Origin of the sequence: Clostridium sp. 10cd* (assembly GCF_044336395.1) — a bacterium.
In the GTDB taxonomy this organism is placed as follows: domain Bacteria; phylum Bacillota_I; class Bacilli_A; order Erysipelotrichales; family Erysipelotrichaceae; genus Clostridium_AQ; species Clostridium_AQ innocuum.
Map to the genome: position 1 here is coordinate 750301 of NZ_CP172347.1, position 26721 is coordinate 777021.

General features: G+C 40.9%; 26 protein-coding genes. 25 read left to right on the top strand and 1 reads right to left on the bottom strand.

What is annotated here, in order from left to right; genetic code table 11:
* Positions 1-117 precede the first annotated feature (117 nt).
* From ACG3M1_RS03810 to ACG3M1_RS03840, 7 genes are all read left to right on the top strand, one after another.
* On the top strand, positions 118-969 hold the full coding sequence (locus tag ACG3M1_RS03810) for a metallophosphoesterase family protein (protein WP_009203312.1): 852 nt from the start codon (positions 118-120) through the stop codon (positions 967-969).
* Positions 970-1266: 297 nt separating this feature from the next.
* The gene (locus ACG3M1_RS03815) at positions 1267-2880 is read left to right on the top strand and encodes a recombinase family protein (protein ID WP_009203313.1); all 1614 of its coding nucleotides are present in this window, start codon (positions 1267-1269) and stop codon (positions 2878-2880) included.
* Between the two features lie 13 nt (positions 2881-2893).
* Positions 2894-3325: a Fic family protein gene (locus ACG3M1_RS03820; protein WP_257318622.1), complete on the top strand. Its 432-nt coding sequence runs from the start codon at positions 2894-2896 to the stop codon at positions 3323-3325.
* 185 nt (positions 3326-3510) lie between these two features.
* Entirely contained in the window at positions 3511-3747 is a 237-nt protein-coding gene (locus ACG3M1_RS03825; RefSeq protein WP_008818543.1) for an AAA family ATPase, read from the top strand.
* On the top strand, positions 3732-4058 hold the full coding sequence (locus tag ACG3M1_RS03830) for an AAA family ATPase (RefSeq protein WP_009587790.1): 327 nt from the start codon (positions 3732-3734) through the stop codon (positions 4056-4058). Before ACG3M1_RS03825 ends, ACG3M1_RS03830 begins: the two co-directional genes overlap by 16 nt.
* Before the next feature lie 65 nt (positions 4059-4123).
* Complete coding sequence (locus ACG3M1_RS03835) at positions 4124-4372, top strand: AAA family ATPase (RefSeq protein ID WP_009587805.1); 249 nt, start codon at positions 4124-4126, stop codon at positions 4370-4372.
* A gap of 29 nt (positions 4373-4401) precedes the next feature.
* On the top strand, positions 4402-5214 hold the full coding sequence (locus tag ACG3M1_RS03840) for a PD-(D/E)XK nuclease domain-containing protein (RefSeq protein ID WP_021420130.1): 813 nt from the start codon (positions 4402-4404) through the stop codon (positions 5212-5214).
* 478 nt (positions 5215-5692) lie between these two features.
* On the opposite strand, the gene ACG3M1_RS03845 is transcribed toward ACG3M1_RS03840, so the two are convergent.
* Complete coding sequence (locus ACG3M1_RS03845; RefSeq protein ID WP_257324325.1) at positions 5693-7606, bottom strand: BglG family transcription antiterminator; 1914 nt, start codon at positions 7604-7606, stop codon at positions 5693-5695.
* A gap of 165 nt (positions 7607-7771) precedes the next feature.
* Between ACG3M1_RS03845 and ACG3M1_RS03850 the strand changes: the two genes are divergently transcribed.
* The 18 genes from ACG3M1_RS03850 to ACG3M1_RS03935 all read left to right on the top strand — a co-directional run bounded on the left by ACG3M1_RS03850 (position 7772) and on the right by ACG3M1_RS03935 (position 26704).
* Positions 7772-8077 carry a PTS sugar transporter subunit IIB gene (locus ACG3M1_RS03850; protein WP_008818547.1) on the top strand — a complete coding sequence of 102 codons (306 nt, stop codon included), beginning with the start codon at positions 7772-7774 and terminating at the stop codon, positions 8075-8077.
* 16 nt (positions 8078-8093) lie between these two features.
* A complete protein-coding gene (locus tag ACG3M1_RS03855; protein WP_008818548.1) occupies positions 8094-9350 on the top strand; it encodes a PTS sugar transporter subunit IIC in 1257 nt (418 codons plus the stop codon).
* Between the two features lie 5 nt (positions 9351-9355).
* Positions 9356-9694 carry a PTS lactose/cellobiose transporter subunit IIA gene (locus ACG3M1_RS03860; protein ID WP_008818549.1) on the top strand — a complete coding sequence of 113 codons (339 nt, stop codon included), beginning with the start codon at positions 9356-9358 and terminating at the stop codon, positions 9692-9694.
* Positions 9691-11100, top strand: coding sequence for a glycoside hydrolase family 1 protein (locus ACG3M1_RS03865; RefSeq protein ID WP_008818550.1), 1410 nt, complete (start codon positions 9691-9693; stop codon positions 11098-11100). The genes ACG3M1_RS03860 and ACG3M1_RS03865 overlap by 4 nt, the downstream gene beginning before the upstream one ends.
* A 208-nt stretch (positions 11101-11308) precedes the next feature.
* The gene (locus ACG3M1_RS03870; protein ID WP_008818551.1) at positions 11309-12931 is read left to right on the top strand and encodes a peptide ABC transporter substrate-binding protein; all 1623 of its coding nucleotides are present in this window, start codon (positions 11309-11311) and stop codon (positions 12929-12931) included.
* Positions 12932-13081: 150 nt separating this feature from the next.
* Complete coding sequence (locus tag ACG3M1_RS03875; protein ID WP_008818552.1) at positions 13082-14284, top strand: amidohydrolase; 1203 nt, start codon at positions 13082-13084, stop codon at positions 14282-14284.
* A gap of 235 nt (positions 14285-14519) precedes the next feature.
* A complete protein-coding gene (locus ACG3M1_RS03880; RefSeq protein ID WP_008818553.1) occupies positions 14520-14981 on the top strand; it encodes a PTS sugar transporter subunit IIA in 462 nt (153 codons plus the stop codon).
* 15 nt (positions 14982-14996) lie between these two features.
* A complete protein-coding gene (locus tag ACG3M1_RS03885) occupies positions 14997-15311 on the top strand; it encodes a PTS fructose transporter subunit IIB (protein WP_008818554.1) in 315 nt (104 codons plus the stop codon).
* A gap of 10 nt (positions 15312-15321) precedes the next feature.
* The gene (locus tag ACG3M1_RS03890) at positions 15322-16371 is read left to right on the top strand and encodes a PTS fructose transporter subunit IIC (RefSeq protein ID WP_021420128.1); all 1050 of its coding nucleotides are present in this window, start codon (positions 15322-15324) and stop codon (positions 16369-16371) included.
* Between the two features lie 15 nt (positions 16372-16386).
* The gene (locus tag ACG3M1_RS03895; RefSeq protein WP_009269784.1) at positions 16387-17202 is read left to right on the top strand and encodes a class II fructose-bisphosphate aldolase; all 816 of its coding nucleotides are present in this window, start codon (positions 16387-16389) and stop codon (positions 17200-17202) included.
* Between the two features lie 42 nt (positions 17203-17244).
* The gene (locus ACG3M1_RS03900; protein WP_008818557.1) at positions 17245-19215 is read left to right on the top strand and encodes a BglG family transcription antiterminator; all 1971 of its coding nucleotides are present in this window, start codon (positions 17245-17247) and stop codon (positions 19213-19215) included.
* Positions 19216-19345: 130 nt separating this feature from the next.
* Positions 19346-20155 carry a MerR family transcriptional regulator gene (locus ACG3M1_RS03905; RefSeq protein ID WP_008818558.1) on the top strand — a complete coding sequence of 270 codons (810 nt, stop codon included), beginning with the start codon at positions 19346-19348 and terminating at the stop codon, positions 20153-20155.
* Entirely contained in the window at positions 20152-21195 is a 1044-nt protein-coding gene (locus ACG3M1_RS03910; RefSeq protein WP_008818559.1) for a BtrH N-terminal domain-containing protein, read from the top strand. The genes ACG3M1_RS03905 and ACG3M1_RS03910 overlap by 4 nt, the downstream gene beginning before the upstream one ends.
* A gap of 185 nt (positions 21196-21380) precedes the next feature.
* Positions 21381-21824: a PTS fructose transporter subunit IIA gene (locus ACG3M1_RS03915; RefSeq protein ID WP_224720929.1), complete on the top strand. Its 444-nt coding sequence runs from the start codon at positions 21381-21383 to the stop codon at positions 21822-21824.
* 172 nt (positions 21825-21996) lie between these two features.
* Positions 21997-23157: an iron-containing alcohol dehydrogenase gene (locus tag ACG3M1_RS03920; RefSeq protein WP_009269781.1), complete on the top strand. Its 1161-nt coding sequence runs from the start codon at positions 21997-21999 to the stop codon at positions 23155-23157.
* 803 nt (positions 23158-23960) lie between these two features.
* Positions 23961-25934, top strand: a complete 1974-nt coding sequence (locus tag ACG3M1_RS03925; protein WP_395814949.1) for a BglG family transcription antiterminator — start codon at positions 23961-23963, stop codon at positions 25932-25934.
* 4 nt (positions 25935-25938) lie between these two features.
* Complete coding sequence (locus ACG3M1_RS03930) at positions 25939-26379, top strand: PTS sugar transporter subunit IIA (protein ID WP_002607353.1); 441 nt, start codon at positions 25939-25941, stop codon at positions 26377-26379.
* Positions 26380-26416: 37 nt separating this feature from the next.
* Positions 26417-26704: a PTS sugar transporter subunit IIB gene (locus ACG3M1_RS03935; RefSeq protein ID WP_009269779.1), complete on the top strand. Its 288-nt coding sequence runs from the start codon at positions 26417-26419 to the stop codon at positions 26702-26704.
* Positions 26705-26721 lie beyond the last annotated feature (17 nt).

The window sequence follows — 26721 nt, forward strand, 5'->3', positions numbered from 1 at the left end:
GGCAAAAATTTTGCAGTCTGTATGTCAGATATAAGCTGCTGATAATCTATCTCTGATATGGTATACTTTTAACTATGATTAGGAAGAAATGCTGTATTAAAAGGGGTAGAAAGTGATATGAAGATATTGTATGTTACAGATTTACACGGAGATAAAAAGAAGTACAGAAAGATTCTGGACGTAGCCATTGAAAAGGAAATCAAAGTCATTGTAAATGGCGGGGATATGTTACCAAAACAATGTGACCGCCACAGTGAGCAATCGTTTTTTATCAATGGATTCCTTGATGAATATTTTGAGGAACTGAAAAAGCAGGACATCACATACCTTGCCATGCTTGGAAATGATGATTTACTGGCAGCAGATGAAATGTTTGACAATCTTTGCGACAGATTTGAAAATGTCTGCAATATAGCTGGTAGGAAATTTTCTGTCAATGGATATGAATTTATCGGCATGAACTATATTTTAGACCATCCGTTCGGTTGTAAAGACAGGGTTGTTACAGAAACACATTATATTCCGCAGCGTCAGTTAAGTCCTGTAGCCGGAATCTCTAATGCTGTTGATTATGACAGGATTTACAACTGGCTGGAATATTCCAGAACAGAATTACCGCATATGTGTGATGTGCTGAAGAAACTTCCATTGCCGGACGATAGACAAAAAGCGGTTTACGTTATGCACATGCCGCCTGCGGGATTGAGATTAGGACAGTTGCGCTATCAAGATTTGGATATATGCTCTGTTGATATTTACGAATTTCTGAAAGAAAAACAGCCACTTCTTTCTCTGCACGGACATATACATGAAAGTCCTGACACAGAGAAAGGAAAGTGGATAAACCAGATTCATCAGACAACCTGTATTCAGACTGGACAGACGGAACTTAATGACAAATACATGGTTTATGCGGAGATTGATTTGCAGGAAAAGAAGTATGAACGCAAAGTAATCAGTGTAGATTAGCAGAAAGACACCAGAAATGGTGTTTTTTTGTTGGAAGAAATGAGGTGGGATTATAGGAAAAACAGTACAGTCCAATACAATAAAAATAGGAAATACGACCTTTTATGTAACGTCAGTGTTCTCCGGTACAGTGGATTTGCAGCATTTGATTAAAAGGCTGATTCAAAAGGAAATCGAGCAGGAAAACAATGGATATTAAATTGAGAACAGTGTAATAAGCGGCTGAAAATAATTAAGTAGCGTGGTATAATATTAACAGGATATAAGTTGTTTGTTTGCTGTTGGAAAGGAGTAAAAATGACGAAACAGCAAGCAAGATTAAGAGTTAGATTATATGCACGTTTATCCAAAGATGATGGTGACGCTGATAAAGAAAGCAACAGTATCACAAACCAGTTGCAAATGCTCCGATATTATTCAAAGGAAAAAGGATTTGAAATCATTGACGAGTATGTAGATGATGGCTATTCCGGCACAACATTCAACAGACCGGATTTAAACCGCATGATTGAGGACGCTATGGAAGATACACAGCCTAGTGGAATCATGGTAAAGGATATGTCAAGGTTCGGTCGCAACAATGCCATGTTCATGTATTACGTGGAAGAAATCTTCCCGAACAATGACATTCTCTTTATCGCACTGAATGATGATGTTGACACAAGATATGAGGATAACGAGATGATGCCATTCAAATCTATTATGAATGAGTATTATGCACGTGATACCTCAAAGAAAATCCGAAGCGTCAAGAAAACAACTGCTTTAAGTGGCGGGTTCTGCGGTTCATTCGCTCCGTATGGTTATAGGGTTGACCCGAACAATAAGCGTAAACTACTGATAGACCCGGAAACAGCGCCTATCGTCAAGCGTATTTTTGAAATGTCGAAACAGGGAAACAGTGTTCATCAGATAGCAAGAACATTGTGTGAAGAAAAGATTTTGATTCCGAGAGCCTACAGAGCAATGAAGAATGGCACGCTGGAAACAAGCACAGGGTTCCGATTCCCTACCGACTGGGTTGGAAAAAATGTTAAGATGATTTTGGAAAATCAAGTGTATCTCGGTCATATGGTATCGCACAAGACACAGACAAAATCATTCAAGAACAGAAAACTGGTAGCGGTTCCTAAGGAAGATTGGATTGTTGTAAAAAACACCCATGAAGCTATCATTGATGAAGAAACCTTTGAACTGGTACAGAAATTCATCAGTGTAAAGAAAAGACCAAATAAGACTGGACGACCAAATATGTTTGTGGGGCTTGTAAAATGCCCGGACTGTGGACGCAATATGGCGTTCTCCAATCCAAACGGGAGAGAGCCGAGATTTCGTTGCAGGACATATGCCAGAAACAGCAACCTCTGCACAACTCATGCAATTTCCTATGACGCATTAGTGAAGATTGTCATGGACGACATTCAAAAGCATATCAAGAATATGGAAACATTAGGCGACCAGTTCATTGAAGAAATGAGGGTGTTGAGTGAATCCGGCGGCGGTAAGAAAATCAAGCAGTTTAAACAGGAATTGGAACTGGCAGAAAAGCGTATTGCTGAAATTGACAGTATCATAATGAAGCTGTTTGAGCAGAATGTAGCAGGAAAGATTTCTGATGGACGTTTTGAGAAAATGTCTGTAACTTATGAAAATGAGCAGAGAGAACTTGAAGAAAGGCGTAAGGCATTAAAAGAGAAAATCGAAGCCGAGGACTACAAGACGAAAAATACAAACAAATTTTTAGAAACCATACGCAAGTATGAAAATGTAACAGAGTTAAACCGTTCTATGCTGGTTGAACTGATTGACAGTATATATGTGTATCAAGCAGAGGGAACCGGCAAAGAACGTACTCAAAAAGTGGAAATCAATTATAGATTTCTTTGTGAGTCCCAATGTGGTATTGCATGATGGTAATGGTCGCATGTCAAGACTTATGACCGCATTGCTTCTTTATAAGAGCGGATTTGAGGTGGGAAAATATATCAGTATAGAAACTAAAATTGCTAAAACAAAATTAAATTATTATGAAGCATTGCAGGATATCGATGAGGGATGGCATGAAGGAGACAATGATGTCACACCCTTTATCAAATATCTTCTAGGCGTCATTTTAGCTTGCTATAGAGATTTCGAAAATCGTTTAGAATTGGTCGAAGAAAAGAAACCGGCTCTGGAAATGGTGCGAAATGCCGTAAAGGAACAAATAGGCAAATTTACAAAAGCTCAGATCGTTGAGTACTTACCTGCACTTCGGCGTGCTGCAGTTGAAAAGGCCCTGAAGATATTGGTGGATGAGGGTGAAATCACCCGTCATGGCGGTGGTAGATCTACGTTTTATACTAGAAATGATTAGGGGGAAATACGCCAAAGACATGGGAGGTATTCAAGGAAATAAAAACACTCTACTGAAAATAGGATATGATAATAAATAAAGCATAGTTCCATATGCATGTTTCTCTCCGTTTACCTCAAAAAGAGAACTTGGAAAGATAAAAATGTGATATAATGACGATACTATAAAAAGGAGCTGATGATCCTATGAAAATGCTGCCGATTGGAATAGAAAACTTCAAAGAATTGATTGATAATAAGTATTATTATGTAGATAAAACGGCGCTGATTAAAGATGTTTCTAGCGAAAAGGTTGCTTTGTACACCAGACCAAGAAGATTTGGGAAAACGCTAAATATGAGCAGGCGCTGCCCGCCCATGGCGTGTTATACTATTTCTTTTCCAACAAGGAAAAAGAAAACAGCTATTTGTTTAATGGATTAGAAATCTCAAAGGATAAAGAAGCATGTAAACATCAGAATCAGTATCCTGTTTTGTTTTTGACATTGAAGGATATGAAAAGGAATCATTTTGAAGCGCAAATAGATAAATTTAAATCTATCATCTCTATGCTGGTTGATCAATACGCTGAGCTGTTGGATAGCCCTAAATTACGAGAGTCAGAAAGAAAACTATTGTCACAGTATTTGAATGAAGCTGCCCCAGTAAATAAACTTATGGATGCCTTATTCAATTTAAGTGTTTTTCTGGAAAAACATTATGAACAAAAGACGATCATTTTAATTGATGAATAGGCACTGCCCGCCCAAGGCGCGATGTTCCACTGCAAAGCGCCTATCTTAATGGCTACTATGATGAAATGATAGAGTTTCTTAGAAATGTATTCAGTACAGCTTTGAAAACGAATGACGCGTTAGGGAAAGGCGTATTGACAGGCTGTTTAAGAATCGCCAAAGAGAGCGTATTTACAGGCTTGAATAATTTTAATGTATATTCTATACTTCAAAGAAAATCAAGCAGTTGTTTTGGCTTTACATCAGAAGAAACAAAAGAACTATTAGAATCCTATGATATGATTTCTTGCGAAGCAACTGTGAAAGAGTGGTAGGCGCTGCCCGCCCAAGGCGTGATGGTTATTTGTTCAATCAAACGGAGGTATATAATCCCTGGAGCGTTTTGAAGTATGTAAAAAAAGGTATGGAGGAATCGCCAGTACCTGAATCATTCTGGGCAAACACCAGTGGTAATGAGATCATTTATCGCTACATTCAACAGGGAACTGCACAGATGAAAGTCGAGTTTGATGAATTGATGAAAGGAAATGCAATTGAAAAGAATATTAAATCAGAATTAACGTATCGAGAAATGGATGATATTGATAATATTTACAGTTTTCTGTTATTTACTGGATATTTAAAAATTGAAAAATCATCAGACTTATACCGATATTACTTAAAGATTCCAAATAAAGAAATCGAAATGATTTATGTTCAGATATTCTCACAGTGGTTTGATGCAGTCATAAAGAAAAACAGTACTTCCTTTTATACAGCATTATACAAAGGAGATGAAGAAGAAGCAAGAAAAGTATTGAATGCAATTTTATTTCAATCCATCAGTTATTTTGATGCGAAGGAAGATTTCTATCATGGATTTCTGACAGGTATGCTTCAGGAATTTCATGTCATTTCAAATCGTGAATCTGGAATGGGAAGGTTTGATTTGGCTGTGATACCGGATGATTTTTCGAAAAGAGGACTGATCATCGAGTGCAAACATGCTGCATCCCTGAGAAGTTTAAAAGCGGAGAGTGAAGCAGCCGCAGAACAAATCAGAGAAAAACAATATATCGAGGGATATCTTGCAGATGGATATACTGATTTTATTGGATATGGAATTGCATTTTATAAGAAATCCTGTTATATAACAAAGCTTAATAAAAACAGATAAAAGAAAAGAATTGATGCTGTTTGTGATACTGGAATCATTTGGGACAACAAACAGTCGTGAAATCGAAAAACACGCAAAATCCTATTTGATCAAACAGAGAAAGCGTGTTTTTCGTATAGCATTCAAAAATTGATATTACTGGAGAAGCGTTAGCTTTAGGATACCATCTTATTTGTCACAACCTATTAACGAAAAATTTCGATTATAGTCGATAAAGTGATTAAAAACATAATTTATTTCGAGTATAATCGAAATGAAGGGGTGAAGTTTATGCTATATCGTGAGAATTACATTCTAAAATTGCTTGCTTTAAAGATATGGATGTAATTAAAGTGATTACAGGATTGCGAAGATCTGGAAAATTGACAATCATGAGGCAGGTTCAGGAATATTATAAAACGCTTAATACCACTAGAAAAAGCAGAGGATTTTAAGTCCTCTGCTTTTCCACGCAGTTTGTTTCAGAGTAAAAAATATATCAGCATTCACCGGTAAGAAGTTTAATGAACGCATCGTAGGACTTTACTTTGATCAATTCCTGTATGATGGTCATATCTTGGAGCTTTTCCAATAAATTACTATAAAGCTCTTTAAAAAATCTTCTCTGATTGTGATTTATACCAATCATAATTATAATATTGACCTCAAAATAGCCCCATTTCATTGGCGTTTTATTGACGATTACATAAGAGCAGTTTCTGCTTGTCGAACAAAGTATAGAATGTGGTATTGCAACTTTGTTGTCAAAGCTTGTTGAGGTTATTTCTTCACGCTCCAAGACAGACTGTGTGAAGGATGCAGGTGCAATTCCTGCATCAATAAGTTTTTGTGAGATATATCTTATCATGGCATTTGCATCAAGCTCGTAATGCTCCAGTTCAAACATATCCTTAGAGAAAAAGGAATGGAATTGATGCTTCATCGTATTTGTATGTTGCTGGTCAATAAGTTTATTAAGGAAATCATATACTTTATTCAAATCTTTTCTATCGAAAAGAGGGCTGATATATACCATTGGAACAGCATATGATCTGTTTTGTTCTCCGGACGCATCTATGATAAAATCTATACCTTCTGTATCTATCGAATGAATACTTTGCATAATGGAAACTATGTCAATTTTATTCTGAAATTCTTTTTGGAATTGATAAAGGTAATTTGAAACCGGATAATAGTATTCATTCATTATAAGCAGGGCTTTATACGTATGGCTTTCTTCCGCTTTTTTTTCGATAACTGCTCCAATATGTAAAGATATGAAGGTGATTTCATCTTTATTCAGCTTACAGTGATATCTATTTCGAATTTCATTCGCTATATAAACGGCAATATCATAGATGAGCGGATTCTGAATAAAAATCTGATCACTGAAAGGATTGGTATTAAAGGTATTGTTGTTCCATCGAAACAATACGTTTTTCAAATGGAGGGAGAAAAAGTTAATAAAATCAGAATCGTTTAGATCAATATAATAAATATAATTGATATTCTCTACCAACTGTTTTGTAAACTCTATGTATTCCAGACTTATGAAATCCTGTGTATACTTTCTAGTTTGATTATTGTGATCCAATCTAGTAGTTTTACTCATAAGTAAAAATATCAGCTGATTTTTCTCCTCTGTATTAAACATAATATTATAGTTTGTTTCTATTTCCTGAATGATATTTGCTGCACAAATGCTTTCCGGTTCCTTTTCCTTTGCCGAAGGAGAACTTTGTAATTGCAAAGAATACTTATTTTGTAATCTTGATAAAGTTATAATGACATGCGTTAAAATATTTTTTATCGCATAATCACTGGCATAAAGCTTTTGCTGACGGGTTTGATAAATAATCAGATCCTTAAGCGTATCGAAGGGAATATGTATATCTTCACATATGGCATGGAGCGTATTTTGCACAGTTGCAGAATCTTGTTGAGAAAGCAGATAGCGTATAAAAGAACGCTTGCTCTCTTCACTACCTTGGATGGTGGCTTTCCCGTTACCACGCAGAAGAGTGAGATGGAAATCTTTTATAATACCGCGAATTTGTATCAGGTCTTTCTCAATGGTGGAATAGCTGATATAAATGTCATCTGCTATATCATAAAGATCTGCTTCCTCTGATGAAGTGATGATCCTTTCTGCTATATATAAAAGACGTTCATTTTGTGACGAGAAATCATAAACGAGGGAACTTTCAATCTTCCTTTTATTACATGGACTATCTAATACTGTTATCCAGTAGCCATTGCTAGAAGATTGAATGATAAGTTTTTCCTCATTTATTTCACGGATATAATTTCGAATCGTACGATTTGAAACGTTGAGGCGTGAAGAAAGCTCTTTTCCTGTAACAGGATGATTTGCACTTGATAATAAAGCAAGCAGTTTCTTTTTCTTATCCATAACGATCTCCTTATTCTCCCAATATACCCTCTATGTATATATTATAAATATATTTACCAAAAGGTACCAAATAATTCTTTTCCTATACCTAGGAAATTTATGGAAAGACAGATGTTCGAGCTTATGTGATAATGAAAATGCAAAGAGTGAAAGGAGATGAATTACATGAAGATTTTACTGATTTGCGGAAATGGTGTATCAAGTGGAATGATTGCACAGAAGATTAGAAAGGCAGGAATAGCGAGGGGCTATGATGCTGTTTCTGATGCATACAGTTATTCTCAGCTGTCAGAGGTTGTCGATGAATTTGATGTGGTACTCGTTGCACCGCAAATGAAATTCAATGAGGACATGATACGGGATATTTGTGCTGTGCATCATAAACCATATGCAGTACTGGATAATTTCGTTTATTCAACATTGGACGGAGAAAAAGGATTTGACACTGTGCTGTCATTGTTAAATGAGTGAGGGAAAAGGAGAAAATATGAAAAACATTTATGTGAGGATAACTGCCTGGCTGGCAGGTCCATTTAGTTCAAAGATATCAAAGTTTACACAAAATGCCTATGTAATGGCAATACAAAACGGCTTTCAGACAGTATTGCCAATGATCCTGGTAGGATCCATTGCTAGTCTGATCAATACTCTGCGTAATTTTTGGGAATGGGTACCGGATTTGTCTTTAGTAAATCAGTATTCCTTTGGATTGATTGGCATTTTTCTGGCCTTTATACTTCCGTATAATATCATGGAAAATAAGAAACAGAATCGTGCGAAACTCATATCCGGATTTACCGGTGTTTCTGTATTACTGGCGTTGTGTAATCCGGTATTCAAGGAAGGTAATATTTCATTAAATGCAGGTTATATCGGAACTGGAGGGATGACGGTAGGACTGCTGGTCGGCTTATTGATTGGTGCAATCTTCGCTGTTTATTTCAAGCATGGTCTTTTTTCAAAGGATACGAGTCTGCCTTCTATTGTTGTGAACTGGTTTGAATCTATCGTGCCTGTGTTTCTTGTTATCGGCATCGCTATCCTGATTGCTGGCAATGGTGTTAACCTGTTCGATCTGATGGAAGAAGTAGTGTCTCCAATAGCAGCTATTGGAAATACATACTTAGGCTTTGTATTATTGTATTTTATTATGGCATTATGCTACAGTCTCGGACTGAGCGCATGGGCTGTGTATCCGATTTTCCTTGCATTGGCGTTAAATAATATTGCTGCCAATATAGATTTGGTCGCAGCGGGTAAGGATGCAGTTTTCATCACTACAGTTGAGGTGGTATTCTGCGGTTGGTGCTGCATGGGTGGTATGGGCTGTACAATGCCATTAAATATTCAAATGCTTCGTTCAAAATCAAAAAAAATAAATGCGATTGGGAAGGCAGCTATATTTCCATCCCTGTTCAATATCAATGAGCCTGTTATGTACGGCTTGCCTGTCGTATGGAATCCGATTATGATGATTCCCTACCTTCTGGTCTCCTTTATAGTACCTTCGCTCGTCTATCTGGTTCTTACAGTGGGTTTTGTGGATATTCCTGCTAGAGCATTTCAAATGAACTTCCTTCCACAGCCTGTAGCAACCTTCCTTACAAATTATGACTTCAGAGGGGTGATTTTCTGGATTCTGTTATTTATATTGATTTATCTGATTTATCTTCCGTTTTTTAAAGTATATGAGAATCAGGAAATGAAAAAAGAAGCAGCGGAAGAAGGAAAGGAAACGGTATAGACAGTATGAAACAGACAAAAGAAGAATGCGTGATCACAGCTGCAATGAATATTATCCTGCATGCCGGAAATGCCAGAAATATTTTACGGGATGCAGGAAAATGTATCGCAGAGGGGAAAAACTTGGATGCAATCGCACAACAGCTGGAGGAAGCTAGGGGTAGCATTCTACTTGCACACAAGGCGCAGACGGATATACTGCATGAAGAAGCTGAAGGTAAACATATTGAGGTAACCGTTTTGTTCTCTCATGCACAGGATACGCTTATGACAACACAAAGTGAATTATTCTTTGTGGAAACATTATATGAACTGGAAATGAATAGGAGGAAACAAACGTTATGAAGTCAACTTTTTTATGGGGTGTTGCCACTGCAGCGAACCAATGCGAGGGTGCCTGGCAGGAGGGAGGAAAAGGTATTTCCACTGCAGATATTCTATACGATGGAACTGCCGGAGAATACCCGGAGAATTTAAAGATTTATCCGGAACGTTATTATACTTATCATACAGGAAATGATTTTTATCACCGTTATAAAGAAGATATCGCTTTAATGAAGGAAATGGGAATTAAGTGTTTCCGCATGTCAATTGCATGGACAAGAATTTATCCGAAGGGAATTGAAGATAAACCAAATGAGGAAGGACTGGCCTTTTATGATCGCGTTTTTGATGAGCTGAAAAAGCAGGGAATCCAACCGCTTGTAACAATATCACATTATGAAATGCCATTGTATCTGGTACAGGCATATGGCGGATGGAAACATAGATGCGTTATTGACCATTATGTAAAATATGCGAAAACAGTACTTGACCGCTTTCATGAAAAAGTTAAATACTGGATTACCTTTAATGAAATGAATTTTATCAGTACGATACCGTTTTGTGCGGGAGGTCTGTTGATCAGAGGTAAGGATAATAAGGAACAGGATATGTTTCAGGGAGCACATCATCAGCTACTTGCACATGCACTTGTGACAGCCTACAGTCATGGATCATATCCGGATTTAAAGATTGGGTGCATGGTTTGCGGTACACTTGCCTACGCACAGACACCAAATCCACAGGATGCTATGGAACAGCTGGAATGTGACAGGGAAACTTACTATTATACAGATGTGTTTGTAAGAGGAAGATATCCGAATTATGCGGACAGCTTTCTGAAAAAAAAGCAGGTTGTTTTACATAAACAGGAAGGTGACGATGAAATCTTAGCAGAGGGAAAGGTGGATTTCCTTGCATTCAGCTATTATTTCACTAGAATTGCCCCGATAAATCCGAATAACGATCCAGATTTAACAGATAATGAACGTATGCTTGGAAAGCTCGAAAATCCATATTTACAACGAACACAATGGGGTTGGGTAATCGATCCTGTAGGCTTCCGTCTTGCCTTGAATAAATTTTATGACCGTTACCAGGTACCGCTGTTTGTAACTGAAAATGGTCTTGGCGCAAGAGATGTATTGTGTGAGGACAAAAGGATTCATGATGACTACCGTATTGATTATCTCAGACAGCATATTCGGGAATTGAAAAAAGCAGTTGAAATAGATGGTGTTGATGTTATGGGCTATACCTCATGGAGTGGCATTGATCTGGTTTCCGCAACAAGTGCACAAATCACGAAGCGCTACGGACACGTTTACGTAGATTATGATGATCAGGGAAACGGTACGGGAAATCGATTTAAAAAAGATAGCTTTGCGTGGTATAAGAGAGTTATTGAAACAAACGGTGAGCAATTATAATAGAGGAGTCTGTAAAAGGAGTTCGTTACAGGCTCCTTTTATGCAGGTCTTATAATCAGGCGAATTTAACATTTACAAACGACCGGTATGCTTAATTTTCTGTAAACACGTTTACTTTTATATAAGTTTTATGTTGAAAGTATTTACATTTATTGAAAAATATTCGAAAAGAAGGTATGATAATAAATGTAAAAAGGAGAGAAACTGTATGAAAAAGCTAAAAAAACTAATGTTATCACTCTTCATGGGTATCAGTATTCTCAGCCTGAGTGCCTGCGGGGGCGGGGAAGAAAGCAGCAGTGAGCTCAAGGTTGCACTTGGCGGACAGATTACCAGTCTGGATCCGGCGCTTGCGGATGACACATATTCCATGATTGTAATTCAGAACATGTATCGTACCTTGTTCAAGCTGGACGAAGAAGGGAAGCTGGTAAAGGATCTTTGTGAAGACTATAAAGTCAGTGAGGATGGAAAGACCTACACATTTACTATTAAGGATGCAAAATGGAGTGATGGGGAAGCAGTAAAGGCAGATGATTTTGTTTACGGTATCAAGCGAGGACTTTCTTACGGTCCTGAGAATTCTTATAATGCACAGGATGGAAGAAAATACATTGTCGGAGCGCAAAAGGCTTATGAAAAGAATATGAAAATTAAGGATATGAAAGATGTTGGCGTAAAAAAGGTGGATGACAAAACCTTTACCATTGAATTGATTCAGCCTGTTCAATATTTTGACAAGCTGATGACACAGGGAATCTATACGCCGCTTCGTTCCGATATCGCAAAGGAAAAGGATTCTGAATGGTCTTTATCCGCAGATGTACCGGTAAACGGACCGTTCAAAGCGGAAAGTGTGAATCCTGCAGATGCCGTTGATCTGGTAAAGAATACAGAATATTATGAGGCAGACAAAACAACGCTGGAAAAGCTGCACTTCAAAATTATGGAAGACAGTGTTTCTCAATACCAGGGCTATGATGCAGGAGAGATTGATTTCGCTACCTATGTTGCAAATGAAGGATATACCAATTATAAAGGTAAGGATGATCTGTATCGGGTAGATCCATATGTATCCAATTACTTTATTGACATCAACTCCTTATCTACAGAAAATAAAGCACTGCAGGACGTCAATGTTCGTAAGGCAATGGCAATGGCAGTTGATCGTGACGGTATCGTAAAGGTACTGGATACAGGAGATTATGTAACGCCACTGTTTGGTCTGGTTCCACATGGAATTCAGGGAGAAAAGGAAGATTTCCGTAAAGAAGCGGATGATGCAGGTGATTTAATTAAATATGATCTGAAGGGTGCACAGGCACTGATGAAGAAAGCTGGATACTCTGACAGCAAAAAGCTGACAATCAAATACAAGACGACCGGTCAGCAGGTAAATATGGATATTGCTCAAATACTGCAGGAACAGTTCAAGAAAATTTATATTGATTTGAAAATTGAACAGGTGGAACAGGGTGTCTTCTATCAGCAGGTAGACGGCGGTCAGTTTGAAACAAGCCGTTATGGTCTGAGTGCCACCACACTGGATCCTGCCGCAGCATATCTTGGTATGTGGCAGAAGGAATCTCAAGCGGTCCTGATTTTCGATGATGCAGAATACGAGGATCTGATGGCGAAGGCTGCACTGGAAACGGATGCTGCGAAGCGTATGCAGCTGCTGCATGATGCAGAGAATCGAATGATTGTTGAACAGGCTTATTTCATTCCACTGGTAACAAATACACAGGTGATGCTGAAAAAGCCGAGTGTGAAGGGGCTGGAACGTACACCGGCAGCAATGTTCTACTTTGAACATGTAACAATCGAATAGCACAAGAAAGAAACAGAGAGCCCATCTCTGTTTCTTATTCCATGTGAAAGTCTTAATACAACTGCATAAAAAGCAAGCTGTAAACGGATATGTAAATACTGATGTTAGTATTTTTAAGGTAATATCAATGAGAATAGTGGAGGCTACGATATGAAAGAGGAAAGAAAAAAGCAGCTGGAAGAGCTGTATGCGGCAAAGGTGCAGGCCAAAGCTGAGGAAATCAGCAAATGGATATACGAACATCCCGAAGATGGTGATCAGGAATTTTTGTCAAGTGCCTATATTTGTGAACAGCTGAAGGAGACAGGCTTTTCTGTACAGCTCCCGTACGGTTCTTTGAAGACAGCATTTCGATGCGAGCTGAAGGGCAGTAAGCCGGGAGCAACCTATGCATTTTTGGCAGAATATGATGCCTTGCCAGGGTATGGTGAGCAGCACGATGAGCTTGCACATGCCTGTGGACACAACTGGATCGGAGCGGTATGTGCGGGTGTGGGGCTCATGTTTGCACAGATGCAGGAGGAACTGGAGGGTACCATTGTTATTATGGGAACCCCTGCAGAGGAAACAACCGGTGGAAAATGTGTGCTTGTTGAGGAAGGTGCATTTGATGATGTGGATTTTGCTTTTCAGCTGCATCTGGGTGCAGAAAATAATGCACATGTCGTTACACTTGCCATGGACTCTCTAGAATTCACTTTCCATGGAAAAGCAGCTCATGCAGCTGCCTATCCGCATCTGGGAGTCAATGCCTTGGATGCGGTCAATCTGATGTTTACGGGAATCAGCTATCTGCGCCAGCAGCTGCGCTGTGACACACGGGTGCACGGTATTATCACCAAGGGTGGAGAAGCATGCAATATCATTCCGGATTTGTGTGCGTGCAAATTTTACATCCGCGCAGCCGATAAGGCATATATGGAGGAAATCAGTGCGAAAATCGTCAATATCGCAAAGGGAGCTTCTTTCATGACGGGAACGCAGATGGAATATCGTAATTTTGAAAATACCTATTATGATCTGGTCAACTTGGAAAGCTTTCAGCAGCTGTATGTGGAAAATGCAAAGCTTTGCGGCTCCGGTGACTTTGTGGACAGTGATGCGGATGCCAGCGGCTCCAGTGATGTAGGAAATGTATCGCATGTCTGCCCGATGATGTACAGTGAGCTGGCATTGAAAGGACCAACACCCGCTTATGCGCATGATGTTAATTTTCTCGAATATCTGAAGCTGCCTTGTGCGGATGACAAGCTGAGAAAGGGAATCATCAGTCTGTGTTTAACCGTGTTCGATTTGTATGATGAAAAACAGCGTGAAGATATTATGAATGAATTTGATACTAGAAAAGAGTAAGCAGATATCGATATATCCTGAGAAGGCAGGAGCATATAGACACAAATAGAATTGCTGAACAATGAATGAAAACTGTCGGAAAAAATACCGGCAGTTTTTCCTTTAAGTATTTTAATATGATTCAGGTAAAAAAAGGTATTGCATAATGTAATAAATTCCAGTTGTAAAAAGGAAAAAGACGAAATTTATATATTTTTAAATTCACTATAATAAAAGTAGATAAAGGAGAAGGAATATGGAGCTGAGAAAGATATTGCATGAAGATGATATTCTGATTCCCATGCAGGCAGATTCAAAAGAGGAAGCAATACGGCAGCTTGCTGAAATGCTGAAGGCACATGAAGTCGTAATGGATATGGATGCGTTTATGAGTGATGTCTTTTTACGGGAAGCGGAAGGAGTTACAGGAATTGGAGACTATATTGCAATACCGCATGGAAAATCGAAGGGAGTGAAAGAAAACAGAATTGCGGTTGGCATATTGCAGGAGCCCATTTACTGGGAGAGTATTGATGAGCTTCCGGTAAAAGTGGTTATCCTCTTTGCAGTCTGCGCCCGAAAGCACGATGCTGATCAGAGTCATTTATCGATGATGGCGGCTGTTGCTAAATCACTGGCTTATGATGATGTGAAGCAGCGACTGTATGAGGCGGAAAGCAGACAGGATGTCATGGAGGCTATTTTATCAAGACAGTGAAAGAAAGGTGAGCGTATGAAAATTGTAGGTATAACAGCATGTACAGCAGGAATTGCACACACGTATCTGGTAAGAGAGAAGCTTGTAAATGCAGCAAGGGAGCTGGGACATGAAATAAAGATTGAAACACAGGGCAGCATTGGCGTTGAGGATATTCTGGACGATCAGGATATTGCACAAGCAGATGTGGTCATTATTTCAGCAGATATTGAAATATCCGGAAGGGAACGCTTTAAAGGGAAAAAAATTCTGGATATGCCAATGAAAATGGTAATGAAGGCACCAAAAAAATTATTGATGCAGATAGAAGAAAAATTGAAAGAAAGCTGAGGTGGAGATAGTGAAAAAATTGCAACTGAAAAAACATGTTCTTACGGGTATTGCCTATATGATACCGGTGGTTGTAGCAGGCGGTATCTGTCTGGGGATTTCCAGGATTTTTGGAGGGGTGGATATTCAGGAAGGAACGATTGCGGCAGCGTTGGAGCAGATTGGAAATGCGGCGATTGGATTCACGGTTCCTGTTATCGCAGCGGGAATCGCGTATTCGATAGCAAATCGCCCGGGTATTGCTCCGGGTCTTGCGGCGGGTACCCTTGCAAATGTTGTTGGTGCAGGATTTCTTGGAGGTCTTGCAGGTGGCTTTATCGCTGGTTACTTTGCATGGCTTGCAAAAACCTATATTAAGCCGCCGAAGCTGATTGAAGGCCTGATGCCAGTGCTTGTTATCCCGGTATTGTCAACGCTTGCTGTTGGCTTGGTATTTATGTATCTGATTGGTACACCTTTGGCAATGATACAGCAGGGTATGACTGACTGGCTTCTCTCCCTGCAGGGGGAATCAGGCTTTTTGATGGGTGCTATTATTGGCGGTATGCGCTTTGATATGGGTGGTCCGTTTGCGCAGGCAGCAGGCGCTTTCTGTGATGCAATGCTTACACAGGGGGTCTATGCACCGAAGGCAGCAAGCATGGTCAGTGGAATGACACCGCCTGTTGGTGTTGCCATCGCAGTATTCTTAGCAAGAAAACGGTTTACAAAGGCAGAGCATGAAGCCGCAAAAACAGCACTTCCGCTAGGCTTATGCTTTATTACAGAAGGTGTCTTTCCATTCCTTGCAAGTGATCCGCTGCGTATTGTAGCGGCATGTACTGCGGGGAGTGCAATTTCCGGTGGTTTGGCAGTAATTTTTGGATGTCTGTGTCCGATTCCGGCAGGTGGTGTTTTCGCGATACCGTTTATCACAGAGCCATTCCTGTTTGTGGTCGCTTTCCTTGCTGGTGTAGCTGTAACTGCAGGGGTACTGCTTCTGTTAAAGCCGAATCGTAGCGCAGTTGCCGAGGATACCGAGGAAGACTATGATTTCACCATTGAATTCAATACAAAATAAGAAGGAGAATAGAAAATGCTTGTACCAATGAGGAATTTGCTGGATAAGGCGACGATAGAGGGCTATGGTGTGGTGGCACCAAATGTTATCAACGAATGCACCGCCCGCGTATGTATAGAGGCGGCAGAGGAACTGCATGCACCGCTGATCTTGGATGTAGGCTATGTATTTCACCCGGATTTGGTTTTTCTGGGGCGTATGCTGGAAGAAATAGCTGTTCGATCATCCGTCCCTATTGCCGTTAATCTGGATCATGGTGCAACCTATGAACAGGTCATGTGGGCATTGCGTGCCGGATTTACATCTGTTATGATAGATCGCAGTACTGCATCCTTTGAGGTGAATGTACGTGATACTGCTGAAATCGTAAAAGCTGCACACGCTGTACAGGTCAGTGTGGAGGCAGAACTGGGGCATGTCGGAGACGGCTGTTCCTATGGACGTGAGGCTTGTCTGTATACAGATCCAATACAGGCCGTTGAATTTGTAAAGCAGACAAGTGTGGATTGCCTGGCGATTTCTGTAGGAACTGCACATGGTGTCTATGCGGGAAAGCCGCAGCTTGATTTTAAACGTATCCGTGAAATTCGACAGGCTGTTGATATACCGCTGGTCCTGCATGGCGGCAGTGGAAGCGGTGATGCAAACCTGCAGAAAGCAATACAATGCGGTATTTCCAAAATCAATATTGGCACCGATAATTTTGCAGCTGCTATCAAAGCGGGTGGGCAGGCAGGTGAACCTCATATGGTCTACCATCGGATGCAGCAAGGGTTTAAGGATATGGTTAAGCATTATATGCATATTTTTCATCAGGAGGGGAAAGCATAGAAAGGGGACAGTCTGTCCCCTTTTATAAAAGGAGGTATACCTATGCTGAGCAGAAGGCAGAAAGATATCCTGCAGCAGCTGGAGCGCGCAGATGATTTTATCAGTATACGCACCCTGTGTGAAACCTGTTCCCTGTCTGAAAAGACGATGCTTTCAGAACTAACAGTAATTGAAGCCATCCTTCAGGAACAGGAAATCGGTGTGTTAATTCGCAAACGAGGTAGCGGAGTGTCTCTGCAGCTGCAAAAGAATAAACACAGGCAATACGAAATGCTGCTGCATACCCGGCAGGATCAGGAGGAGGCATTCATTGTAAGGAGTCTGTTCTTTCATAATGCAGACCACGTATGGAGTGAAAAGCGTTTTTGTGAGGTTCTGCATGCGGGACGCCATGTTGTTCACGGCTACCTGCGTGAGCTTTCTGAGTTCTGCTGCAATTATAACATAGTGATCCGCAATCGACAGAAATATGGCATTTTAGTAAAGGGAGATGAGTTTCATATCCGTGATTGTATCATTGCCCTGTTCATGGAACGAAGCGATTACCCGTTTGTAAAGGGGAAGGTTGGACAGATTCTGGATGAGCAGCAAAGCAAGCAGTTTCAAGAGCTGTTTCAGGGATTTTTGTATCATCCGCTTGAAACCTGTGTGTTGGAGCTGGAAAAGGACTGTCATGTATATCTGGATCATATCAGTCGTTTAAATGTCTTCCTGCATCTTTGCATGTGTATTCTGCGTGTCCAGCAGAAGGCTTTTGTGGACATGCGGCAGGAGCAGATGGATATGCTGCATAAAAAGCAGCGCAGCAATCGACTTTTAAAGGTCTTTGAAACACTGGAAGCAATCTATCATATTCTTTTGCCGGAGCAGGAAAAATGCTATATTCAGCTGTATCTTGATATTTACGGTCTGGTAGATGATAGTATGTTTGATGTGGTACGTGAGGATTTGGAGCATACCGAGCATTTTCATACCTTTGTAGACCAGTTTCTGGATATATTAAATGGCATTTTGAGTATCAGCATAGATCGTGAGGAGGAATTGATGGAGGGACTGCTCACACATCTTGCAGGAACGATAATACGTTTGAAAAACGGTGTTCGGATTCATAATCCGCTGCTTCATGAGGTTCGCAGCAGCTTTTCATCCATATATCAGGCTACCTGGGCAACCAGTATTTTATTTGACCAATATTATAGCGTGACGATTACAGAGGATGAAATTGCCTACATAGCTTTATATCTTGGTGTCGTTAGAGAAAAGACAGACTACGATTTGCATGTCTGCCTCCTTGTAAAGCGCTATGACAATGTGATTCGTATTTTGCGGGAACAGATTCAGAAGCTGCATCATGCCATAAGGATCGATGATATTATGACTGAACAGGAATATCAGAGCAGGAAGCAGCATCGAAGATGGGATTTAGTGATTGCTACGATTGATCTTCATGATGATTTTCCTCAAATTCATGTAAATGAAATTTTAAAGGAGGAGGATTGCCTGTACATTCGCTCCATTGTAAATCATATATTGGACAAGAAGATTCTGCATAGTGAAAACAATCTGCCGCATGCAGATAGCATGTTCGATGAGAATCTGATTTTTCTTGAACAGTCGGTGGAAAACAAGGAGGAGCTTTTGAAGCAGATTTGTGAAAAACTGCTGAAGGCTGGTTATGTAAAGGAGCCGTTTTTCTCTTCTGTCATGCAAAGAGAACGCGAAATATCAACAGAGATCGGATCAGGTGTTGCCATTCCACACGGCAATGCGCAATATGTTAACGATACAGTGATCGTGTATGCCGGATTGCAGAAGACCATTCCTTGGGGTCGTGACGAGCACGTACAGCATGTGTTTCTGCCGGTGATATCCGTAAGCAATAAAAATGAGGTTGAACGCTCCATCAAGAATTTTTACCGCAGGCTGATTGCTTTGATTGAGCATGGGGAAATCAGAAGGCTGCTGGATATGCGGGATGCCTCAGAGGTAATTGCACATTTTGAAGACATATAAACAGTATACACTTTCAACAAAAAGGAATCGTATACTGTTTTTCAATATCAATTCGCGAAATATGCTATTATCTACTTGACACTCCTGTGCACAGGAACGTTTACAATAAAGCAGAGGGAGGTGAAGCATTATGTACACCATCAGCCAGTTTTCCAAATTGTGCGGTTTAACAGTAAAAGCATTGCGGTATTATGACACGGAGGGAATGCTGAAGCCATCCTTTCGAAAAGCAGAGAACCAGTACCGTTATTACAGTGATGAGGATTTAAAAACGGCACAGATGATTCAGTATCTGCGCTCCCTTGAATTTACCATCATGGAAATAAAGGATATTCTGAATAATAGCAGAGGGGAAGACCTCTCCTATATTCTGCAGGAAAAAATCAGCCGGATGGAGGCTAATATACAGAAAGAAAGGGAGCTGATTCAGCGAATGCGGGAGCATAGCTTTGCACAGGGTGAGGAATATGTGGAAAATACATATGCGATTAATACGGCTACCGTTGCAGGACAACTGATCGCATCCATTCGCTTTACAGGCAGATACCAGGATCTGGATTTGTACATTCCGTTGCTTTACAAAGCTGTAAAAGGAAATGCGAACGATAAACATTTCAATCTGTATCACGATGAGGAATGTAAGGAAGCTGCCGATATTGAATTATGTATTCCCGTGAAAAAGGAGATACACCATCCCTTGCTAACCTGCAGATATCTTGAGAAGCTGCATGCTCTGCATACAACACATCATGGCGGCTATGACACACTCTGGATTGCCTATAAGGCTTTGTTTGCCTATGCGAATGACCAAGGAATTCGCATTCTGACACCATCCAGAGAGGATTACGTGAAGGGACCGGGAATGCTGTTTCGCGGTAACCCGGATGCCTATGTAACGGAAATCTATTTGCCCTTTGCAAGAGAGGAGAACCGTAGATGAAAAATACAGTGGAGAATTTCGTCCCGCAGGGAGGGAAGCACTGCATTACCAATTCCCTGAAACAAATCTTTACGTATTACGGATATCCGATGTCAGAGGAGTTAATGTTTGGGCTGGCCTCGGGATTATCTTTTCTCTATCTGAATCAGGCAGCCTCTCCCATGATCAACGGACGTACCAAGGTATTCGAATTTGAAAAAATGCTGGCAGACAGATTACAGATTACCATTCACTGTCGGGCCGGTAAGAATTATGAGAGAATATTTCAGACAACAAAGCAAATGATTGATGCCGGCGAACCCGTTCTGGTTTATGTGGATATGCCGTTTCTTCCCTATCTCGGACTGGATGCGCAAAGCCATTTTGGCGGACATGCCATTGTGCTGTTTGGCTACGATGAGGAACAGCACAAATTTCTCGTCAGTGACAGGGATCAGCAGGATGCTCCCATACAAACGCCCAACGGACTCGTTGCTAAGGACTATCACATGGTGGATTATGAGGATATTAAGCGTGCCCGCAGCAGCAGCTTTCGTCCGTTTCCTGCAAAGAATAAGTATCTGACCTTTGATTTTCAGGGATATCGCACCGTGGATAAACAAATATTACGGGAAGCGATTCTGGATACCTGTGACTGCATGCTGCATCCACCGGCTCAGCTGTTGGGTGTTTCCGGTATACTGAAATTCTCCAGAGAAATCAATAAGTGGAAAGCATTTCATGCAGAAAAGCTGAAGCTGGCAGGAATAACAAACTATTTTCAAATCAATGAGAGAGGCGGAACCGGAGGGGGAATCTTTCGCAGAATGTATGGTGATTTTCTGAAGGAAGCTGCCGGTATATGGCAGGATACGCGTTTATTTGAGCTGGGAGAACAGTTTATTGCGGTATCCTTTTTATGGGATGCTGTTGCAGAGCTGCTGTGGAAGCTGTCGCAAACCAAAGATATACGACTGCTGGAAATGATTTCACAGCGTGTGCTGGTGATTTATGAGCGGGAAAGCTCCTTGTATCATGCGCTGTATGCACTTGCCGCTTAGAGGAAGAGGAGGTAACACAGCAGACGAAAGAATAAATCGGAAGATTTCCACGGTACTTCATTCGTGAGAAAAAAGGAAACATTTACCAATGTATATAGCCATGCTGTCTGCTTTCCTGTAAAATATAGCTGAATAGATGCAGACAGGAATTCGTATCGATGGCTGCACAGGTGGAGGAAATGAACATGAATCTGATTACAGAGCAACATATCATATTTGATATGGAAGGCAGTACCCAAAAGGAAATTCTGCATGCACTTGCAGAAATTGCATTTCGTGAGGGAAAGGTGAGTGATACAGATACCTTCTTTCAGGAGCTGTGCAAGCGGGAACAGGAATGCACAACCGGCTTTGGAAAAGGAATTGCCATCCCGCATGCCCGTCACGCCTGTATAAAGGAAGCAGGAATTCTGTTCGTCAGAATGAAACATAAAATAGAATGGAAATCCATAGATGAAAAGCCGGTGGAAGCAGCTGTCTGCCTGCTTGCCCCGGATGATAAAAATGACTTTCACCTCAAGGCATTGTCAAAGCTTGCCCGCAGACTGATGCATGAGGATTTTGTGGACATATTAAAAACGGCAGAGAAACAGCAGATCTTAAGTGAAATTATAGATACGGTATCCTGAAGGATAAATGTGACATCACATGGAAGCTTCCATATGGTATGAATTTCCCGGGAAATATATGTACAAAGACCTTTTTGAGATTTGTCTGTTTTTCATAGGACAAACACTGAAAAACAGCCATGTTCAAGTTGCTGTGAACGTTGTATAATAAAAGCAAGGAGGGTTTTTGATTATGGAAAACTTTATTTACTCGATTCCCACAGAAATTTATTTTGGTAAGGGGCAGATAGTCAATATCGGCAGAATTGTATCCGGCTATGGTAGGAAGGCATTGCTGGTTTATGGTGGCGGCAGTATCAAGCGCAACGGTATTTATGATGATGTTGTAAAAATCTTCAAAGAGAACGGCATCGCATGGTGCGAGCTGTCCGGCGTGGAGCCGAATCCGAGAATTACAACGGTGCGCGAGGGTGTGAAGCTGTGCCGTGAGGAAGGTGTTGAAGTTGTAGTACCGATTGGTGGCGGTAGTACCATTGACTGCGCCAAGGTGATTGCTGGTGCTGTCAGCTATGACGGCGATGCATGGGATATCGTTTTAAATCCTGCAAAGGTAGTTAGTGTGCTTCCAATCGTAACAGTTTTGACCCTGTCGGCAACCGGTAGTGAAATGGATACCTTTGCCGTTATCAGTAATCTGGAAACCAATGATAAAATCGGAATGGGGCATGAGGATATGCGGCCGAAGGCATCAATTCTGGACCCAAGCTATACCTGCAGTGTATCCGCATACCAGACTGCGGCAGGTACGGCGGATATTATGAGTCATATCTTCGAATGCTATTTCTCCAATGTACAGGGCTATATGCAGGATCGCATGGCGGAAGGACTGTTAAAGACATGCATTGAATTCGGTGTACGTGCAGTACAAAATCCTGAGGATTATGAAGCGCGGGCAAACCTGATGTGGACCAGTAGCTGGGCAATCAACAATTTCATTAAGCTGGGAAAAACGGTGGAATGGACGGTGCATCCGATGGAGCATCAGCTTTCTGCATATTATGACATCACACATGGTGTGGGGCTGGCTATTTTAACGCCGCACTGGATGGAATACGTGCTGAATGAGGAAACTGTGGATAAATTCAAAGACTATGGCGTTAATGTATGGGGCATCGACAGGGAAAAGGATCCGTTTGAAATTGCGCATGAAGCCATCAAAAAGACGAAAGACTATTTTGTTGCTATGGGAATTCCGACAACGATGCGTGAAGTGGGAATTAAAGATGAAACAAACTTTGATGTCATGGCGGAAAAAGCTGCAGCGGATTTGAAGGGAGCTTATGTAGAGCTTACGAAAGAGGATGTAAAAAACATCTACCGCGCCGCATTATAAGTATTTTATAAGGAAGCCAAGGCTGCTTTCATACGCAATATAGAGAAAGCCTGTAATACATAAGGTTCTTTCTCGATTGTGGGTAAACTTAACATAGGGAGACTTCCATACGATTGTAGTTAACAATAGTATGAAAGTCTCCCTTTTGCAAACACTCTAACGTTAGAAAGAACCATGCATAAGCAGGTTTTTTTTCATATGAATCAGTGAGTGAACAATATGCTGGATAAGACTATACAGTTTCTGATGAAAGGTTTCTAAGCAATAACATGATGAGTTTCAAAATAGAACTTCAAGCTTATATAAGGACGCTTACGAAAGGAAGCCTATCTGCCGATAGATGGTGAAAAGGAATACTCGCAGCGTTCGTTGAAATGGCAGGCTATAGCACTTCCTGTACAGGGAGTGATGTGTGATAGCATACGCATATAATGGAATTTCAGTATTTGCTGTTATTTTGGAAAGTAAGAAACCAGTAAACAGAAGCTACATCATTCACTCTTTCCATATAAAAAAAGAGTTGCAGGGCTTTGTAGGATAGCGAAACATTCTGCAGGTCTTGACAGGAGAACCTGAAAGATTGATGAAAAGAAAAAGAAGAGAAGGTATTCATTTTGTCATGAGTTGTGATGGAACGGATATCATTTTTTTTCGTTTTGTGTCACTATGAATCTGCTTGGTCTATTATAGGAAAGCGATTAGGAAAAGATTTCCTGTTTTTGCCGCAGATAGTGGAAAATGATAGCCTATCAATCCCCCCAATGCTCTTTTATAATAAGACCATAAGCAAGGAGGGAACAGTATTGGAACTATATAACAAACGTATGATTCAGATTCTGGAACTGCTGACACAAAACCGAAAGGTATTGAGCAGCGACCAAATTGCTTTATCGATCGGCGTGTCATCAAGAACGATTCGAAACGATATAAAGGAATTGAACGGTATCCTTCATGCTCATGGTGCAACCATTCTTTCCGAAGCAGGCAGTGGATATTATCTGAATACGGAACAACCAGAGGCTTTCACAGAGCTCATGGATCAATTGCATGCCGAGGAAGAAAAGGATGCGGATACGATTATCCCCAGTGATCCCAGAGACAGGGCAGCCTATATCATGCAGCATCTGTTAAAAAACACGTTGCGCAATGAAGAAATTATTGATCCCAACGATTTGGCGGATGAGGTGTTTGTCAGTATGTCCACGCTGAAAAAGGATATCCGGCAGATTGATAAAATGCTGGAGCGCTTTTCCTTAAAGGTCGGTATCAGCACAAAGAAAGGTGTGCATATCATCGGAAGTGAAGCCAATATCCGTTATTGCATATCGGAATTTATTTTCAAGCACAACGATGCGCGTGCATCCAGAGAAACGGGATTTTTTGATGATATCGTTCGTGAAGAGCTCTTTTCCCAGCTGCATGAAATCCTTCTGGAAACCATGAAAAAGTATGATATGCGTCTTACGGATATCGCATTCAAGAACCTGATCGTACATATTGTCATTATCTTAAAGCGCTCCTTTCATGAACGGCGTGTGGATTATGAAGAAGCGGAAATCCGTCAGCTGGAAAGTCATATGGAGTTTGCGGCGGCAAAGGAGGTTCTGGCTGTTATTTATCATAAACTGCACATTGATATCACCGATGAGGTGTACTATCTGACGCAGCATTTGATATCCAGTAAGAAGTTTCTTACCACAAACTTTACGGATGAAAATGAGGAGTATGAATTTAAGAAGGAAATTCAGGCAATTCTGTATCGAATCAGGGAGGATACCAATGTTGATCTTTCGGATGATACGCAATTGATCAATGGTTTGGCAGTTCACCTCAGTGTTGCAGTTCAGCGGCTTCGATTCCATATGAATATACGCAACGACTTTCTGGACTATATGAAAAACAATTATCCCTTTGCATTCGAGCTGGCAGTCAAGGCGAGTGAAATCGTGGAGCATGTTTTCTCCATTAAGACAAATGAAAATGAAATTGGTCTTCTTGCGATTCATTTCGGTGCAGCACTGGAGCGGAAGGGCCTGAATGAAAAGCAGAAAATCTTTGAAGCTGTCATCGTATGTGCCTCCGGAATGGCAACCGCAATGCTGATGAAGGAAAGAGTGAAACAGTTTTTCCAGAACCGGATTCATATTGTGAAAACCTGCCCGCTGTATGAGGTAACACAGGCACTGATTGACAGTGTGGACCTCGTACTGACAAGTGTGCCGGTGGAGACATTCCATAGTGAAAAAATCCTGCAGACACAATTATTGCTGGATGACCGGGATGTCCGCAATATTGAAACCTTCATGACGCATCACCATGAGGACAGCGGATATTTCAAGGAAATCTTTCGGGAGGATCTATATTTCACAAATCTGAAGCTGAAAACAAGAGATGAGGTACTGCATTTTATTACCGATGCTATGATCGAAAAGGGGTATATGAAGGAGGAAAACAAACAATCCGTATTCAAACGGGAGGCTATGGCGACGACTGAGCTGGGCAGTATGGTTGCCATGCCGCATTCCCTGGAAAATGATATGCTGGAGGCCAGTGTATCCGTAACGATTCTGGATAAACCGATCGTCTGGGATCAGGAAAAGGTACAGGTTGTCCTGCTGTTAAATATACCGAAGAGCAAATACGGCATGTGGGAAGATGTCTTCAAAACACTGTATAAATATCTGATACGTGATTTTGGTGTTCGCAGGCTTGCCAAGGGCTGCACCTATGAAGAGTTTATACGGGATTTGGAATATCAGAGGCAGGGAAAGGAATGAGGTTATGAAGGGAATTGAATTAAGTGAGAAAAATGTAAGGCTGCATGTAAGTGCAAGGGACTGGGAGGAAGCAGTCCGCATCGGCGGCAGGATTCTGGTGGAAAACGGAACCGCAAAGGAAAGCTATGTGGAGGGTATTGTAAATTCAATCAAAGAATACGGACCGTATGTTGTCATATCAAAGGGATTCGCCATTCCGCATACAAGAGCAGAGGATGGTTCTCTGGGCATCGGGTTTTCTCTGATTACACTCAGGGAACCGGTTTACTTCGACCCCAAGGATGATCCGGTTGAGGTCATGATCTGTTTTACCGCAATTGATTCCCAGACACATCTGGACATATTGAAAATGATTGTGACCTTTGTGGAAAAGGGGTATGTGGAGAAAATCGCAAAGCTGGATACGATCGATGAGCTCAACGCCCTGTTACAGAATGAAGAATAAGGTAGAAACGGCAACCCCGTGAAGATTGGAGGAAAATATGAAAATTTTAATGGTATGCGGTAACGGTCTGGGAAGCAGCTTTGCCTGTCAGATGACAGTGGAAACCGTGCTTCAGGAGCTTGGTGTCAGTGCCTCGCTGGATCATTGTGATCTATCCAGTGTGAAGGGAATGAAGGCGGATCTGATTCTTTCGGGTAAAAATTTTGAGAGCCAGTTCGCAAATCTGGAGCTGACGACACCGACCATCTTTTTGAACCGTCTGGTGGACAAAAATGAAATCAGGGAAAAGCTTGTACCATTCCTGAAGGAACAGGGCAAACTTTAAATTTTAAAAACAAGAGA